Below are 15,710 nucleotides of genomic sequence, written 5' to 3'. Positions count from 1 at the left end.
GTCAGGATGCGGGAAGGTCTTCACTGCATCAGTAATCACACCAATCTGGTTAAACGGCAAACTAAGTGGTGGTAAAGACTGACATCGGCATTATTACTATCGCTGTGCACAATGACGTTTTCTTCAGGTTTACGTCGCCAGACCGCCATCAGCAGCGCATCCAGTGCCAGCTCGCGCGACAGTGTCGGCTTCATCGACCAGCCCACCACATTACGGGCAAAAAGATCGATAACCACTGCCAGGTACAGCCAGCCCTGCCAGGTGCGGATGTAGGTGATGTCGGTGACCCACACCTGATTGGGCTTCACTACAGTAAATTCACGCCGCACGTGATTAAGCGCTATCAGTGACGGTCGTCCCCGGCTCCCGCGTGGCACTTTATAACCATGTATAGCCTGAATCCTGTTTTTCCTCATGATTTTGGCAACCCGGTTTCTGCTGCACACTTCGCCAATTTCGCGAAGATCGCCATGAACCCTGCGATAACCGTAAACTCCACCACTCAGCGTATAGGAGTCGCGGATGAGTTCCAGCAGTCGCTGGTTATCCTTTTCTCCGGCAGATACAGGGTTATGGAGCCAGACATAAAATCCGGCACGGGCAACCTTAAGGACCCGACACATTGTAACGATCGACCAGATTTCACGGTGATCGTTGATAAAGCGATACTTCAGTCGGGCTCCCTTGCAAAGTACCGCGCTGCCTTTTTCAGAATATCCCGCTCTTCCTCAGTGCGTTTAAGCTGTGCTTTCAGCCTGAGAATTTCTGTTCTGGCATCCAGTAAATCCTGTGCCTGCTGTCCACTGTTGTCAGGCTTAACAGCCCGGAGCCATTTATATAGGCTGTGCGCCGACACGCCGAGCCGTTCAGATACTTCAGCAATAGAATAGCCCCGCTCGGTGATCTGGCGGACGGCCTCTTCCTTAAATTCAGGGGTAAAACGTGATGTGCCCATAGACTCCTCCTATGCTCAAACTATAGGGCAGATTTGTCTACGGGCTCGGGGTCACTCCAACTATAGGGCAGATTTGTCTACGGGCTCGGGGTCACTCCATTAAGTGATAACAGGTGTCTGGAAATATAGGGGCAAATCCAGTCGGGAGGATGCGTGATCTGATCCTTCAACTCAGCAAAAGTTCGATTTATTCAACAAAGCCCATTCATGTCTGTCGTCTCCGTCACGGAAATTTTTACGGGATTAATTCACCCAGTCTTCCAGCACCAGGCCCGGGACCCGCGCAAACTCTCTTGTATTATTCGTCACCAGGATGGCGCCCGCCGCGATGGCGTGTCCGGCAATGGCGGTGTCGTTCGGGCCGATCGGCGTGCCGGCGAGGCGCAGCGCCACCCGGATGTCCGTCGTGGCGTCCACCGCAGCCCGGTCCCACGGCAGGATGGCATCGAGGCGCGCGCAGAACGCGTCGACCAGCTGAATATGGCGCGGCGAGGCCTTCGGGCCGGTGGCGCCGAAGCGCATCTCGGCATACGTCACGGCCGAGACCACGATGCGATCACCGCGCAGCACCACCTGCTCCAGGCGCTTCAGCACCGCTGCCGGCTGCTCGCGCATGATGAACGAGCAGATGTTAGTGTCGAGCATCCAGGTTTTCTTCATGGCTCAAAGCGTCCTTCGTCGCTGACCACATCCTCGCGTTCCGCCATAAAGTCCGGATCGGCCCTGTCCAGCTGCGCGAACGAGCCCCAGGTCGGCCGGACGGGACGCAGAATGATGCTGTCCCCTTCCCGGACGATCTCCAGCTCGCTGACGCCGTCAAAATCCAGGTCACGGGGCAGACGGATGGCGCGGTTATTGCCGTTTTTAAATATCGAAACTGTGCGCATGGTTTTTCCTCATATGCTGAGTGTGCCAGGGAGTATTCCCGCATAGGTGAAGTATATGCCTGCAAGCCCGGCTTGTATAGGTGTTACATATGCAGATGGTAGGTATATGCGTATGCTTTGCCTATGCAGATGCCCGACATATGGATATGTTACACCTATGTTGGTTTCTCACTTTTCCCGCTCAGATCCGAAAAATACCAGTTCCGGATCTGCTTTCCTGCCTCCGGCGCGCAGCGGCCCGGCAACACAAGATGTAGCGGTGTTTCCCGCTGGCTGAGACGCTATATGTTGTGTCCATCCCCTGCCCCGTGACCGGCCGCTCACCACCGGAAAACGCCGCTTTGCTTATTCCCTGACCGTGATACACTTCCGGAAACTTAGTAAAGCGCGGAAAGTCGGATCCGACCGGAACGGTCGTCCGGTAATTTAACAGCGTGACTGTGTGGATGATTGTTATATCCTGGTTGATTATTTCTGATGGGAGGTTCACAGTGTGAAATGAATAGCGACATAACAGTATGCTTCTGCCGGGCGTGTGTCAGCTTCATCATTAAGCTATACTGATATGCATACCATTAGTATGCATTCCGGAGTGCATTATGAAGCAGCGCATCACCGTCACCATCGACAGCGACAGCTATCAGTTACTGAAATCCGCGGACGTCAATATCTCCGGCCTGGTGAACAGGGCCATGCAGAATGAAGCCCGACGTCTGCGTGCCGAACGCTGGCAGGCTGAAAATCAGGAAGGGATGGCTGAGGTTGCCCGGTTTATTGAAATGAACGGTTCATTCGCCGACGAAAACAGGGACTGGTGAGATGCAGTTTAAGGTTTATGCCTATAAAAGAGAGAGCCGCTATCGTCTGTTCGTGGATGTGCAGAGTGACATCATCGATACCCCCGGGCGACGGATGGTGATCCCGCTGGCCAGCGCCCGGCTGCTGTCGGATAAGGTCTCCCGTGAGCTCTATCCGGTGGTGCACATCGGGGACGAGAGCTGGCGCCTGATGACCACGGACATGGCCAGCGTCCCGGCCTCCGTCACCGGGGAGGAAGTGGCCGATCTCAGCCACCGGGAAAATGACATCAAAAATGCGATAAACCTGATGTTCTGGGGAATTTGACAGCCTCCCCGCCCTGAAAGACATCGAGGATGTCAAAACGAAGTATTGCCGCAGAGCTTAACCCTCAGCATGAACTGCTCTCCGGAGCGGATGCCCTGCAGGCTTTCGCGGGGTCAGCTTAAACGAACGGTTCACGCAAAAACCCTAAGGAACAAATATGGCGGACGGAATTTCAGTCTGGGTACCGGTGATCTCCACGTTATCGGGAGGGATACTGACCGGAAGCATTGCCCTTCTGGTGAGCCGGTTGAATCATCGTTACGCTGGCGAACGTGAGGCTTTAGCGGCTGCAGAACGGCATCGCCACGAGCTAAAGATTGCTCAGGAATTACTGGATAAAGAACGTTTATTCATAGCAACTGAGTTGATTTTCTTACTGGAACAATTCGCGGAAGGCTGCGCTCGTATGGCCACAGACTGCGGCGAGCCTGATCCGCAGGGTGTATACACTCCAACGGAAAATCTTCCGGAGCTGATAATCAAGAATATTTCGGGTGACTGGCGGGCACTCCCCCCCCCCCCGATTATGTACCGGATCCATGAACTTCCGGTACTTCAGAATGAAGTCCGGAGACATCTCGCGGCTTATTATGAGCAGTACTGGGAGCCTCCCTATCTCTCCCCATATTATCGGGAACGTCAGTTCCATTATGCCCGTCTGGGGATAAAGGCCGTTATTCTGGCCCAGAGACTGCGAAAACTCGTCGGTCTGCCTGGAACCCGCCTCGATGCAACGGAATGGTCTGCACAACTCGTCCTCTCTAGGGTGTGGCGGAAAAAACGTAAAGAAAGAACCGAAGCTAAAATTCGTCGTCTGCGTAAAAAGACTGGGGAGAATTCATGATAATGCCTACCATTCAGGGGCAGAGAGTCACACATACCTCTGCTCAGTTGCCGGTGGCCATTGATTATCCGGCAGCACTGGCGTTGCGTCAGATGGCGCTCGTACAGGATGAACTGCCGAAATACCTGCTGGCGCCGGAAGTCAGCGCCCTGCTCCATTACGTGCCGGATCTTCACCGCAAGATGTTGCTTGCGACGCTGTGGAACACCGGTGCGCGTATTAATGAAGCGCTGGCGCTAACTCGTGGGGATTTTTCGCTGGCACCGCCGTATCCGTTTGTGCAGCTGGCCACACTCAAACAACGAACGGAGAAAGCGACCAGAACGGCCGGCCGTTCACCCGCCGGTAGTCAGGCGCATCGCCTGGTTCCGCTCTCCGATCACCACTACGTCAGCCAGCTGCAGATGATGGTGGCCACCCTGAAAATACCTTTGGAAAGACGCAACAAGCGTACCGGCAGAACAGAGAAAGCCCGCATCTGGGACATCACCGACCGGACAGTACGGACCTGGATTGGCGAAGCGGTTGAAGCGGCCGCCGTCGACGGGGTGACATTCTCGGTGCCGGTCACCCCGCATACGTTCCGCCACTCCTACGCGATGCATATGCTGTATGCCGGCATACCACTGAAGGTTTTGCAGAGCCTGATGGGCCACAAATCGATTAGCTCGACGGAAGTCTATACGAAGGTGTTCGCACTTGATGTTGCTGCGCGGCATCGAGTTCAGTTTCAGATGCCCGAAGCGGATGCGGTAGCCATGCTGAAAGGGAATATTTAAGTACTTAGGAGAATGATGCTGGCGAACGTCCTGCTCGCCGGGGAGGTCTGTCAGACGTTATCTGGACCAGCTGACGGGAATATCTGCTCTGTATTCCTCATACTGCTCATAGATCGCATGCTGAAGCATCGTAATACGTTCTGACAACCTGTTGGCGTCCGACATATGCCGCCATTCCCCCTCAATAGTGGTTTTCTGTCCATCCGGGAGATTGAGCGTGATCAATACCTTTGTATCACGAATAATCACCCCGTCAGTGAAAGAATTAAGACCACTCCTTACGGTATTATCTATCTGTATAGTTTCAAGTTTCATCTTGTTACCTCCTGTTGACCGGATCCCAAGCATAGATATCTGAATTCAAATTGCCTAGTGAAATGTCTGGATATGCCGCATTTTTCCCCTTATACAGCGAAGCTGGCCAAAGGCCAGCCCGCTTGGATTTATCGCTTTTGCCAGTAGATCAGCATGGCAAGGAACAGGATTGTTGCCCCCTGAGAAGCGGTCAGGAAAGTTTCCAGCAATGACATTATCGTAAAACTCCGCATTATTAATTTCAGGTGTGTGATTCAGGGGCCTTAGTCCCCCTTTTACAGGACGTAGTGTTCTGTCACGACGGAAGCCAGGGTTAATAAAAACGATTCGAATATGTCTGCAGGGACGATAGAAATCTTCGTGCGGGTTGTCTCGCTGTAGCCGGCTCTGGAGAGCGACTCGGGGGAGGAGTAGTATCTTCCGGCCACGGATATGATCGAGCCAGCAGTGCTCGCCGCAGTCGAGCGACAGGGCGAAGCCCCGAGTGAGCGAGGAAGCACCAGGGAACAAAACTTATAAATTCTGCTTACGCTCAATGCCTGAAAAATCACCTCCCCTCGGGGTTATCCACTTATCCACGGGCATATTTTTATAAAGTACTTTTTTATTCTTTTTCTTTATTTTACATCTTTTAGGGAGCCTGAAAGCCGCGTACAGTGCGGCCTGAGAGGGGGCCTGTATGGGCAACTGGTAAACATAATATGGGAAATTAATCACGTATCAGTGGGTTTTGTGTCAACAAGCTATGGGATACGCATCAACAAGCTATGGGAAAGAGGTCAAGTTCAGTTCTCAATTATCCACTTGTGGATAAAGTGCAGATTTTTCCGGTGGATAAGTATCGCGATAGCTTGCAATTTCTGTTTTCACTGTCATTATGGGTGGGTAAAAATTTACCCATAGGCATTGAAATGGATACTCAAGCACTCTTGCCAGCTACTAAAACGTTTAAAAAACGCGCCAGTATAAAGCAATCTAACGAATTGACCGAAGCTGCATATTACCTGCCTCTTCAGGCAAAACGTGTGCTGTGGTTATGCCTCATGCAGGCCTATTTTAATGACAGCCAGGAAGATGACTCTGACGTATTGCCGCTCTTCAAAATCAGCGTTTCCGATTACGTCAAATACTTCAATGTCGCTACGTCTGTCGCCAGTCGTGATGTGAAGGCTGGGGTAAATGCTCTGGGCGAATCAACGGTTACCTTTTATCCAAAAGAAGGTGAGTTTGAAGAAGTTAAACGTCCGTGGCTGGCTGAAGCAGGAATGAAGCGAGGCCGGGGTTCCTGGCAGATTGAATTTAACTACAAGGTCATGCCATTCCTGGTCGGCTTAACCTCCCAGTTCACTACCTATTCTCTCTATGACTGTGGCCAGCTTAATAGTGTTCGTGTCATCCGGCTTTATGAAAGCCTGTGTCAGTTCCGGAGCACTGGTGTCTGGATCACCACACATGACTGGTTATGTGAAAGGTTTATGCTCCCTGCCTCGCAGAAAAACAATATTGCTGAAATGAAGCGTACCTTCCTGGAACCTGCTCTGAAGAAAATTAATGAGAAGACGCCATTAAAGGTAACATATACCACTGAAGAAGATGGTCGCTTGCTGTTTAATTTTCTTGATAAAAAACAATAGTCTGTAATTTTTATTTCCTCCCCCCTTAGTTTGTTGCTGACATATGGGGGGATACTGAACTTGCTGTGTTTCCCATAGTGCTTGCCTAACTTGACCTGTTTCCCGCAATCGCGGCTGTCTGCGAAGTTGACCTGTTTCCCACAGTCCGGGCCGTCTGCGGAGTTGACCTGTTTCCCACAGTCCCGGTCGTCTGCAAAGTTGACCTGTTTCCCACAGTCCCGGTCGTCTGCAAAGTTGACCTGTTTCCCACAGTCCGGGCCGTACGCGGAGTTGACCTGTTTCCCACACTCCCGACCGTCCGAGAAGTTGACCTGTTTCCCATAGTCCGGGCCGTCCGAGAAGCTGACCTGTTTCCCTTAGTCCGGGCCGTCCGCGAAGTTGACCTGTTCCCCACACTCCCGGCCGCCCGCGAAGTTGACCTGTTTCCCACAGTCCGGGCCGTCTGCAAAGTTGACCTGTTTCCCACAGTCCCGGCCGCCCGCGAAGTTGACCTGTTTCCCATAATCCGGGCCGTCCGCGAAGTTGACCTGTTCCCCACACTCCCGGCCGCCCGTGAAGTTGACCTGTTTCCCATAGTCCGGGCCGTCCGCGAAGTTGACCTGTTTCCCATAGTCCGGAGCGTCCATTAAAGTTGACCTGTTTCCCACAGAGGATGGAAAACTCTTCTTGTGCTGAGCGTAAGAGCTATCTGCCGGAACGGTTCCTCTTCGCTTCCTCGCCAGTTCGCTCGCTACGCTCGGTTACATGGCTGCGGCGAGCGCTGATACATAAGGCTCAGCATTGCACTGGTCGTAACTAAAATCAGAATCCTTCTGAATGACTCTCCTGTCTTGCAAGTTGAATACCTTTCTCAAAGCCCTTTTGTATGAGTTGCTGTTGATGGTCAAAAGTGCGTCTGCGTGTTGCTGCAGTGTGATTTAGTAGCACGCCCGTCGAGCTTCATCCCCCTTCTGTTGAGAGCGAAATCAAAACAATATGATTTTTTTCTTGCAACATGACACTTTTTGTTCAAAATGACAAAAAACGTCATGAGGTGATAAATGGACAATATTGAGCAGTTACGGAAAGTCGCTACACGTGCAGGTAAGCTTCTGACATCTTTGAGCGAAAGTATCCGACAGCAAAAAGAGGAATTGAAGCTTACCGAGTTCTATCAGGAATACAGCAAAGCCGCTCTGTATAAGCTGCCTAAGCTCAGTAAAGGCAGTGTTGAGTATGCTGTGTCCGAAATGGAAGCCGGTGGCTACATTTTTAAAAAGAAACCTTCTGGTAATACGATGAAATACGCGATGACGATTCAGAATGTCATCGATCTGTATAACCATCGTAAAGTACCGAAGTACAGGGATCGCTTCGATAAAGCCTTTACGATTTTTGTATGTAATCTTAAAGGTGGTGGTTCCAAGACAGTTTCTACCGCTTCATTATCACATGCTTTTCGAGCTCATCCTCAGCTTCTGTTCGAAGACCTGCGTATTCTGGCCATCGATTTCGATCCGCAGGCATCTCTGACAATGTTCCTGAGCCATGAGAATTCAGTGGGCTTGGTTGAAAATACGGCTGCTCAGGCCATGCTCCAGAACGTGTCTCGTGAAGAATTACTTTCCGATTTTATAGTACCGTCTATTATCCCTGGTGTTGATGTAATCCCCGCTTCCATTGACGATGCATTCCTTGCTGAAGGCTGGAAGGGATTGTGTGAAGAACATCTGCCAGGGAAAAATATTCATGCGGTGCTTAAAGAGAACATTATCGACAAGCTCCAGCATGACTACGACTTTATTTTCCTTGATAGTGGTCCTCACCTTGATGCGTTCCTGAAAAACTGCATTGGGGCGGCAGACCTGATGTTGACCCCTCTTCCACCGGCGACGGTTGATTTTCATTCTTCCCTGAAGTTTGTGGCCAGCCTCCCTGCCCTCATAGATTCCATCGAAATGGATGGGCACACCTGCAATCTCATCGGTAATGTCGGCTTCATGTCCAAGATCCTGAACAAGTCTGATCACAAAATTTGCCATAGTCAGGCCAAAGAGGTTTTCGGTGCCGATATGCTAGACATGGTTCTGCCAAGACTGGATGGTTTCGAACGTTGTGGGGAGACTTTTGACACAGTTATTTCAGCAAATCCAGCAACCTATGATGGAAGTACAGAGGCACTAAAAAGCGCAAAATCAGCAGCGGAAGACTTTGCGAAGGCAGTCTTTGATCGCATCGAGTTCATTCGTACTAACGGAGGTATGTGATGTCGAATGAGAAAAGAAAAACCATCGGCAGACAGTTAAATACTCAGGCGTCAATGCTCGAAATGGCTGACACCGGTAGAAGTCAGGTATTTACCTTAAAAACCGGCAGGAAGGTAACGTTCAGGTTTGTTCGGGTGCCTGCATCTGAAGTTGAAAGTAAGACCTTCGTAAACCAGGAAAACAATGGAAGAGATCAACTTGCACTGACCAGGGAGTCTCTGAAATCCATTATCCAGACGATTAAGTTTCAGCAGTTCTTTCCCTGTATTGGTATTAAGCAAAGTGAAAGGATTGAGATACTGGATGGTTCAAGACGGCGAGCCTCAGCAATTTTTGTCCGTACAGGCCTTGATGTAATGGTTACCGAAGAACATTTATCAGCTGATGAAGCTCGCCAACTGGCTAAAGATATCCAGACAGCTAAAGAACATAATCTTCGGGAGATTGGTCTGAGATTGATCGCTCTTAAAGAGTCCGGATTTAATCAAAAGGAAATTGCTGAACTGGAGGGATTATCTCAGGCTAAAGTTACCAGGGCGCTGCAGGCGGCGGCCGTACCGCAAGACTTAATTTCTCTGTTCCCGGTTCAGTCGGAGCTATCGTTTAGTGATTATAAACTTCTTTTAGAAGTTAATGAAAAACTCGGTGAAAAGGGATTAACGCCTGAAGAACTCATTCAGTCTGTATCAGCTCAGCTCGATGCAATTTTGAGTGATGGCGAGCGACCAGAAGACGAACAGAAAGCCAGTATTCTGAAGCTGATTTCTCAGGCATCTCAGGCATTGATAGATCCATCTCCCAAGGAAAAGTCAGTGGTTTCCCCACTCTGGTCTTTTGAAGAAAAGGACAAGTTCGCGCGTAAGCGTGTGAAAGGGCGCACGCTGACTTATGAGTTTAGCCGTATGTCAAAAGTGATTCAGGATGAACTGGACAAGGCTATCAACGAAGTCCTTGACAGAAATTTGAGTCAATAATTTCGCCATGGCGATTTCACATCTAACTTATTGTAATTAGGCAGTTTAGGTTGAGAATTTCACGGTGAAATCGCCATAGTTTCACGCCAGTTTCGCTGCAGGAATATCTGACCATCGTGTCGTATAAGCAGGAGAAAGCATCTCCCGTTTCATCTGCCATTCCGGGGCCATACCCCGCCCCGCAAACCATACTTTACCCAGCCCTGAGTTGTTGATCCCGTCCAGAACCCTCATCAGCTCAGCACTGTGAGGGCGTGGCGGGCGTTCGTCGAACAGTTGCAGCTGCGAAACTCCGGAGCCGGTGAAGTCATTCAGCATAACTCCGGCTTTGGCATACCGGAGCCCATCCCTCCAGATACGCTCCAGAGCCGTTGTAGCGGCTGCAATGATGTCCCTGGTGTCCTGAGTGGGTGTAAGAAGTTTTTCCGTAGCCACGTTGCCGTAGTAAGGCTCTTTAATGGCGAACGGAGACGTTTTGATGAAAACGGAAATATGCCGGCAATACTGGTGCTCTTTACGCAGTTTTTCAGAGGCCCGCTCTGCGTGCTGACAGATAGCCTGACGGAGTGACTCGTACTCCGTGATCTTCACGCCAAAACTGCGGCTGCAGACAATTTGCTGTTTCGTCGGAGGGGCTTCCTCAAGCGAAAGGCAGCTTTCCCCGTTCAGTTCCCGTACCGTTCGCTCAAGGACGACAGAAAAATTTTTGCGGATGAAGGCCGGGTTCGTCAGAGCCAGATCGAGCGCGGTTTTTATGCCCAGCACATTTAGCTTGCGTGCAATACGGTTACCCACCCCCCAGATTTCTTCAACCGGCTGCAGTGAAAGCAGTTTCCGCGTCCTTTGCGGATTTCCCCTGGTCAGAGCGAGTACGCCATGAAACTGTTTCCACTCTTTTGAGGCCCACTGGGCTGATTTTGCGAGGGTTTTCGTTGGTCCGGCGCCCACGCCAATGGTCAGGCGGGTACAGTCATACACCTGCTGACGCAGCTGCCGGGCGAAGTCCTCAAGCCCCATACAGTGCTCCACGCCGGTCAGGTCGAGGAACATCTCATCAATTGAATACTGTTCCACCCTGGGGGCCAGTTCCTCCAGGCAGTTCATCACGCGCGCCGATATCGAGGCGTAAAGTTCATAATTACTTGAAAACGCATATATTTTTTCCGGGTATCTTTCGTTTTTTATCTGAAACCACGGAGTTCCCATTTTGATCCAGGGCTTCGCCTCGGCACTGCGAGCGATTACATTCCCGTCGTTGTTGCTCAGGACGGCTATCGGCTTTCCTTTCAAATCCGGGCGGAAAACACGTTCACAGCTGGCATAGAAGCTGTTCACATCGGCCAGGGCAAACATCAGTACATCTCCCTCGGGCGGTGGATGATATGCGTGACGACGCCAAAGATATCCAGCTCGTCGGGATCAGGATAAATCGGCGACCAGGAGGCATTCATGGGCTGCAGCGTCAGTCGCGGCGTCAGCAGAAGCCGTTTCACCGTAAACTCCCCCTGCATGCTGGCGACAACGATATCGCCGTGCCGCGGCTTTTCAGCACTGTCCACAACCAGCAGATCGCCATTGTACAGACTGCCGTCGGCCATGCTGTCTCCGCTGGCACGCAGGTAGTACGTCGCGCTCGGATGCCGTATGCAGTAATCATGGAGATCCAGATCGGACTCGACATAGTCAGCAGCAGGGCTGGGAAAACCGCAGCTGGCCAGATCGGCAAACAATGGATGGGCCTGTGGCGGGAGTTCTTTCCCGGTGCTGAAAAGTTGTAGTTTCATCTTTCCTCCTGACACTCTAATTTTACTGGTTATACATACAGTGTTCGCCGGGAGACCGGTAGAGATCAAGGGGTGAAAGTCCCCGACCATTGAAGGACCAGCAATCCACAAGGTCCCCGAGTCATGCGTTGCATACCGCGAGGTATGGGGCGAAGCGTTGACAGGGGTGTTGACAGGCCAGCCATTGAGCCACGAAATGTATATTAAATTACCGGGTGCCGACGTTGTACTGTTAACGGAAGGCAACATCATAGGGTGCGATACTGCGAGTGCCACATGGACCCGGCGGGGTCTGAGACCCTGGCATGTCAATACGATCTCTACGCGGGAACCGGGAGATCTCCCCTCTGACCATCTGCCAGTGTCGGAGACGGCCCGCACCGGGAAGACGAGGAGTCATAGCCGGTGATGTACGGAGAGGAGAAGTCGGACTCGCTCATAGTAGCGGCGAAGCAGGCGAACAACCCGAAAGGAGCGGAGTCAGTGGAGCGAAGGAGCGGGGCCAAGGGGAACGCGGAACAGCCACACATGCGCCGGACACAGAGCCGGGAAAGCATGTCACAGAGGCTGTCACGCGTGCGGGAAGCTGCGAAGCAGCGGAAGAAAGAACGGTTTACAGCATTGTTCCACCTGCTGACAGTCGAAGCACTGGAAGCCGCATTCCTCTCCCTGAGCAGGAAAGCGGCCGCCGGAGTGGATGGCATCAGGTGGATGGACTACGCCGGAAACATGAAGAACAACATAACAGATCTGCACCGGAGGCTACATCAGGGCAGCTACAGGGCGCAGCCCGGCAGGCGTCACTACATCCCAAAAGCGGATGGAAAACAACGCCCGCTCGGCATCGCCTCGCTGGAGGACAAGATCGTCCAGTATGCGCTGGTGAAAATCCTGAACGCAGTCTATGAAAACGACTTTATGGGGTTCTCATACGGGTTCAGACCCGGGCGAAGCCAGCACGATGCACTGGACGCACTGGCCACAGGGCTGGTACGCACTAACGTAAACTGGGTACTGGATGCCGACATCAGTCAGTTCTTCGACAGGGTGAGCCACGAATGGCTGATCAGGTTCACAGAGCATCGGATCGGCGACCGGAGGGTAATCAGGCTCATACGTAAGTGGCTCACAGCCGGGACGTTGGAGGAGGGTCAATGGCGAGCAACGGAGGAAGGCACCCCACAGGGTGCGGTCATCTCACCGCTGCTGGCAAACATATACCTCCACTACGTCTTCGATCTGTGGGCGCATCAGTGGCGACGTCGCTATGCCACAGGCAATGTGGTAATGGTCAGATACGCCGATGACATCGTCATCGGGTTCGACAAACGATACGATGCCCGGCGCTTCCGTATAGCCATGCAGCGCAGACTGAGGGAGTTCGGACTCACGGTTCACCCGGAGAAAACCCGTCTGATGGAGTTCGGCCGCTTCGCTGCCGAAAACCGTGCCATCAGGGGAAAAGGCAAACCAGAAACGTTCAACTTCCTCGGGTTCACGCACATCAGCGGGAAAGATCGCAACGGCAGGTTCATGCTGATACGAAAGACCCGCCGGGATCGGATGACGGCAACTCTGAAAGCCATCAAAGACGGTCTGCGAAGGCGCTGGCATTACTCAATCCCCGAACAGGGAAAATGGCTCAGGAGAGTGGTTCAGGGATACCTGAACTATCACTCGGTACCGGGCAACTTCCCCACCATGCAGAAGTTCAGGACACACGTAACAAACCTCTGGCGCCGGGCGCTCAGGCGCAGGAGCCAGAAGGATGATACGACCTGGACGAAAGCAAACAAACTGGCAGCCGCATGGCTACCAAGGGTTCGGGTTCTTCATCCATGGCCTGTGGAGCGGTTCACCGCCAGACACCCGAGGCAGGAGCCCGGTGCGTAAATCGCGCACGCCGGGATCTGTGCGGGGGGTATCCGGTAACGGGTATCCCTACCGCGACATATTTAACAGCGTGACGATAATCCAGATCGCCTGCCGGATAATGGTGCCAACTTACTGATTTAGTGTACGATGGTGTCTTTGAGGTGCTCCAGTGGCTTCCATCTCCATCAGTTGTCCCTCCTGCTCAGCTACTGAAGGCGTGGTGCGTAACGGTAAAAGTACTGCCGGACATCAGCGCTATCTCTGCTCTCACTGCCGTAAAACATGGCAGCTACAGTTCACTTACACCGCCTCTCAGCCCGGTACGCACCAGAAAATCATTGATATGGCCATGAATGGCGTTGGATGCCGGGCAACCGCCCGCATTATGGGCGTTGGCCTCAACACGATTTTACGTCACTTAAAAAACTCAGACCGCAGTCGGTAACCTCACGCATACAACCGGGCAGTGACGTCATTGTCTGCGCGGAAATGGACGAACAGTGGGGCTACGTCGGGGCTAAATCACGTCAGCGCTGGTTATTTTACGCCTATGGCAGGATGTGCAGGACGGTGGTGGCACGCGTCTTTGGTGAGCGTACTCTGGCCACGCTGGAGCGTCTTCCGGGCCTGCTGTCGGCCTTTGAGGTCGTGGTATGGATGACGGATGGCTGGCCGCTTTATGAATCCCGCCTGAAGGGAGAACTGCACGTTATCAGCAAGCGATATACGCAGCGAATTGAGCGGCATAACCAGAATCTGAGGCAGCATCTGGCAAGGCTGGGCAGGAAGTCACTGTCGTTCTCAAAATCGGTGGCGCTGCATGACAAAGTCATCGGGCATTATCTGAACATAAAACACTATCAGTAAGTTGGAGTCATTACCAACCAGTTCACCACCTACTCGCTCCGCGATTGTGGCAGTCTTCGAAATCCCCGGACGATCCGCCTTTATGAAAGTCTTGCTCAATTCAAATCTTCAGGCTTATGGGTTACTACTCATGCTTGGTTAAATGACCGTTTCGTCTTACCGGAATCCCAGCAGAAGAACTTGGCAGAGTTGAAACGATCTTTCCTTGATCCTGCACTCAAGCAGATAAATGAGAAAACACCTTTACTTGCTAAGTATAGTATTGATGATTCAGGAAAATTTCTGTTCTCAATAATTGATAAGCAAAATCCCGTCTGACATAAATCAGCACACATGAGCCTGTCATTTGACAAATTTTTGTCATGAAGATGGGCGGATTTCCACACAGCACCGGCGCCCGGTAAGGTGGGCGGATTCCCACACGGCACCGGCGCCCGGCAAGGTGGGCGGATTCCCACACGGCACCGGCGCCCGGTAAGGTGGGCGGATTCCCACACGGCACCGGCGCCCGGTAAGGTGGGCGGATTCCCACACGGCACCGGCGCCCGGCAAGGTGGGCGGATTCCCACACGGCACCGGCGCCCGGTAAGGTGGGCTGATTCCCACACGGCACCGGCGCCCGGCAAGGTGGGCGGATTCCCACACGGCACCGGCGCGCGGCAAGGTGGGCGGATTTCCACACAGCACCGGCGCCCGGCAAGGTGGGCGGATTCCCACACGGCACCGGCGCGCGGCAAGGTGGGCGGATTCCCACACGGCACCGGCGCGCGGCAAGGTGGGCGGATTCCCACACGGCACCGGCGCGCGGCAAGGTGGGCCGATTCCCATATCGACATGTATGTAGCTTGTGTTATCTGTGGATTGTGCAGCTCAGCGGGTCGCTGGTCGTATGGCGGAGTGTCCCCCGTAACCGGCCGCGTGCGGCCGCTAACGCGCAGTACGGCGCCGCGTCCCGCAGACGGGCCGCCGTTCCCGCGCGCAGCACTGCGCACCCCCGTGGGGGACGTACGGCAGCTGCGTGGCGGTGAGCGGGATTAGGGCTTTGCAGCTACCGTGTTAAGTTCCCTGGTGTCGCTGAAATAGTTGATGAACATCCCCCTAAGCGTCAGCAGCAAGCTGCCGCCGCTTAGGCCCCGGAAATCACGCCCTTTACGTCGTAAACGCCGTAAAGCCCGCTCACCGGGGTTAAAAGGGATTACTTTGACTTCTTCATTGCTGTTCGCGAGTTAAGGCTAATCAGGGCAGGGGGTAGGGTGGCAGAATTTATAGCCCGGCAACCGGCTACGCCGGGCTTTCGGCGCCATTTTACAACACAGACGGCTTTGTTGAATAAATCGAACTTTTGCTGAGTTGAAGGATCAGATCACGCATCTTCCCGACAACGCAGACCGTTCCGTGGCAAAGCAAAAGTTCAAAATAACCAAC

Annotated in this window: 17 protein-coding genes and 3 pseudogenes; 12 read left to right on the top strand and 8 right to left on the bottom strand. The window is 52.8% G+C overall.

Annotated features, from left to right (window positions below):
• Positions 1-41: 41 nt before the first annotated feature.
• The 3 genes and pseudogenes from ACOTX1_RS23255 to vapB form a co-directional block, all read right to left on the bottom strand.
• A pseudogene (locus tag ACOTX1_RS23255) lies at positions 42-955 on the bottom strand (IS3 family transposase); the annotation flags it as partial.
• A gap of 243 nt (positions 956-1,198) precedes the next feature.
• Positions 1,199-1,615 (bottom strand): type II toxin-antitoxin system VapC family toxin, encoded by a 417-nt coding sequence (locus ACOTX1_RS23250; protein ID WP_015063455.1) that lies wholly within the window; start codon positions 1,613-1,615, stop codon positions 1,199-1,201.
• Entirely contained in the window at positions 1,612-1,842 is a 231-nt protein-coding gene (gene vapB / locus ACOTX1_RS23245; RefSeq protein ID WP_001261276.1) for a type II toxin-antitoxin system VapB family antitoxin, read from the bottom strand. Before vapB ends, ACOTX1_RS23250 begins: the two co-directional genes overlap by 4 nt.
• A 55-nt stretch (positions 1,843-1,897) precedes the next feature.
• Between vapB and ACOTX1_RS23240 the strand changes: the two are divergent.
• The 5 genes and pseudogenes from ACOTX1_RS23240 to ACOTX1_RS23220 all read left to right on the top strand — a co-directional run bounded on the left by ACOTX1_RS23240 (position 1,898) and on the right by ACOTX1_RS23220 (position 4,590).
• A pseudogene (locus tag ACOTX1_RS23240) lies at positions 1,898-2,272 on the top strand (hypothetical protein).
• Between the two features lie 169 nt (positions 2,273-2,441).
• Entirely contained in the window at positions 2,442-2,660 is a 219-nt protein-coding gene (gene ccdA, locus ACOTX1_RS23235) for a type II toxin-antitoxin system antitoxin CcdA (RefSeq protein WP_006788213.1), read from the top strand.
• Between the two features lies 1 nt (position 2,661).
• A complete protein-coding gene (gene ccdB, locus ACOTX1_RS23230; RefSeq protein WP_119312295.1) occupies positions 2,662-2,967 on the top strand; it encodes a type II toxin-antitoxin system toxin CcdB in 306 nt (101 codons plus the stop codon).
• A gap of 157 nt (positions 2,968-3,124) precedes the next feature.
• Positions 3,125-3,811 carry a hypothetical protein gene (locus ACOTX1_RS23225; RefSeq protein WP_149335897.1) on the top strand — a complete coding sequence of 229 codons (687 nt, stop codon included), beginning with the start codon at positions 3,125-3,127 and terminating at the stop codon, positions 3,809-3,811.
• Positions 3,812-3,813: 2 nt separating this feature from the next.
• Positions 3,814-4,590 (top strand): site-specific integrase, encoded by a 777-nt coding sequence (locus ACOTX1_RS23220; RefSeq protein WP_049245386.1) that lies wholly within the window; start codon positions 3,814-3,816, stop codon positions 4,588-4,590.
• Positions 4,591-4,647: 57 nt separating this feature from the next.
• Here ACOTX1_RS23220 and ACOTX1_RS23215 read toward each other — a convergent pair whose 3' ends face one another.
• The gene (locus ACOTX1_RS23215; RefSeq protein ID WP_000764642.1) at positions 4,648-4,905 is read right to left on the bottom strand and encodes a hypothetical protein; all 258 of its coding nucleotides are present in this window, start codon (positions 4,903-4,905) and stop codon (positions 4,648-4,650) included.
• A 128-nt stretch (positions 4,906-5,033) separates the two neighbouring features.
• On the bottom strand, positions 5,034-5,138 hold the full coding sequence (locus ACOTX1_RS23210) for a hypothetical protein (RefSeq protein WP_032409716.1): 105 nt from the start codon (positions 5,136-5,138) through the stop codon (positions 5,034-5,036).
• Positions 5,139-5,672: 534 nt separating this feature from the next.
• On the opposite strand from ACOTX1_RS23210, the gene ACOTX1_RS23205 reads away from it, so the two are divergent.
• Entirely contained in the window at positions 5,673-6,539 is an 867-nt protein-coding gene (locus tag ACOTX1_RS23205; protein ID WP_004118283.1) for a replication initiation protein, read from the top strand.
• Positions 6,540-6,895: 356 nt separating this feature from the next.
• Here the strand turns inward: ACOTX1_RS23205 and ACOTX1_RS23200 are convergent, their stop codons facing one another.
• Positions 6,896-7,165 (bottom strand): hypothetical protein, encoded by a 270-nt coding sequence (locus ACOTX1_RS23200; RefSeq protein ID WP_000339857.1) that lies wholly within the window; start codon positions 7,163-7,165, stop codon positions 6,896-6,898.
• A gap of 414 nt (positions 7,166-7,579) precedes the next feature.
• Between ACOTX1_RS23200 and ACOTX1_RS23195 the strand changes: the two genes are divergently transcribed.
• Both ACOTX1_RS23195 and ACOTX1_RS23190 read left to right on the top strand, forming a co-directional pair.
• Complete coding sequence (locus ACOTX1_RS23195; RefSeq protein WP_000368714.1) at positions 7,580-8,785, top strand: AAA family ATPase; 1,206 nt, start codon at positions 7,580-7,582, stop codon at positions 8,783-8,785.
• On the top strand, positions 8,785-9,759 hold the full coding sequence (locus ACOTX1_RS23190) for a ParB family protein (protein ID WP_000064120.1): 975 nt from the start codon (positions 8,785-8,787) through the stop codon (positions 9,757-9,759). The genes ACOTX1_RS23195 and ACOTX1_RS23190 overlap by 1 nt, the downstream gene beginning before the upstream one ends.
• An 81-nt stretch (positions 9,760-9,840) precedes the next feature.
• On the opposite strand, the gene ACOTX1_RS23185 is transcribed toward ACOTX1_RS23190, so the two are convergent.
• Both ACOTX1_RS23185 and umuD read right to left on the bottom strand, forming a co-directional pair.
• Positions 9,841-11,112 (bottom strand): Y-family DNA polymerase, encoded by a 1,272-nt coding sequence (locus tag ACOTX1_RS23185; RefSeq protein WP_421766877.1) that lies wholly within the window; start codon positions 11,110-11,112, stop codon positions 9,841-9,843.
• On the bottom strand, positions 11,112-11,543 hold the full coding sequence (umuD, locus tag ACOTX1_RS23180) for a translesion error-prone DNA polymerase V autoproteolytic subunit (protein ID WP_000776034.1): 432 nt from the start codon (positions 11,541-11,543) through the stop codon (positions 11,112-11,114). Before umuD ends, ACOTX1_RS23185 begins: the two co-directional genes overlap by 1 nt.
• 405 nt (positions 11,544-11,948) lie before the next feature.
• Here umuD and ltrA point away from each other — a divergent pair, with 405 nt between their 5' ends.
• The 4 genes and pseudogenes from ltrA to ACOTX1_RS23160 all read left to right on the top strand — a co-directional run.
• Positions 11,949-13,436, top strand: coding sequence for a group II intron reverse transcriptase/maturase (ltrA, locus tag ACOTX1_RS23175; RefSeq protein WP_172693539.1), 1,488 nt, complete (start codon positions 11,949-11,951; stop codon positions 13,434-13,436).
• Positions 13,437-13,587: 151 nt separating this feature from the next.
• A protein-coding gene (locus ACOTX1_RS23170; protein ID WP_223229472.1) for an IS1-like element IS1X3 family transposase occupies positions 13,588-14,285 on the top strand; the annotation gives its coding sequence in 2 pieces (ribosomal slippage) (positions 13,588-13,837 and positions 13,837-14,285; 699 coding nt in all).
• A gap of 9 nt (positions 14,286-14,294) precedes the next feature.
• Positions 14,295-14,603 (top strand): annotated as a pseudogene (locus tag ACOTX1_RS23165) (replication initiation protein); the annotation flags it as partial.
• Positions 14,604-15,635: 1,032 nt separating this feature from the next.
• Positions 15,636-15,710 (top strand): hypothetical protein (locus tag ACOTX1_RS23160; protein ID WP_224261798.1); only part of this gene is annotated, 75 nt, incomplete at its 3' end.

This window comes from Enterobacter cloacae complex sp. IR5401 (genome assembly GCF_049238425.1).
Classification (GTDB): domain Bacteria; phylum Pseudomonadota; class Gammaproteobacteria; order Enterobacterales; family Enterobacteriaceae; genus Enterobacter; species Enterobacter hormaechei_C.
Note: the sequence above shows the minus strand (reverse complement) of the source record. Positions and strands in the feature narration are given on the sequence as shown.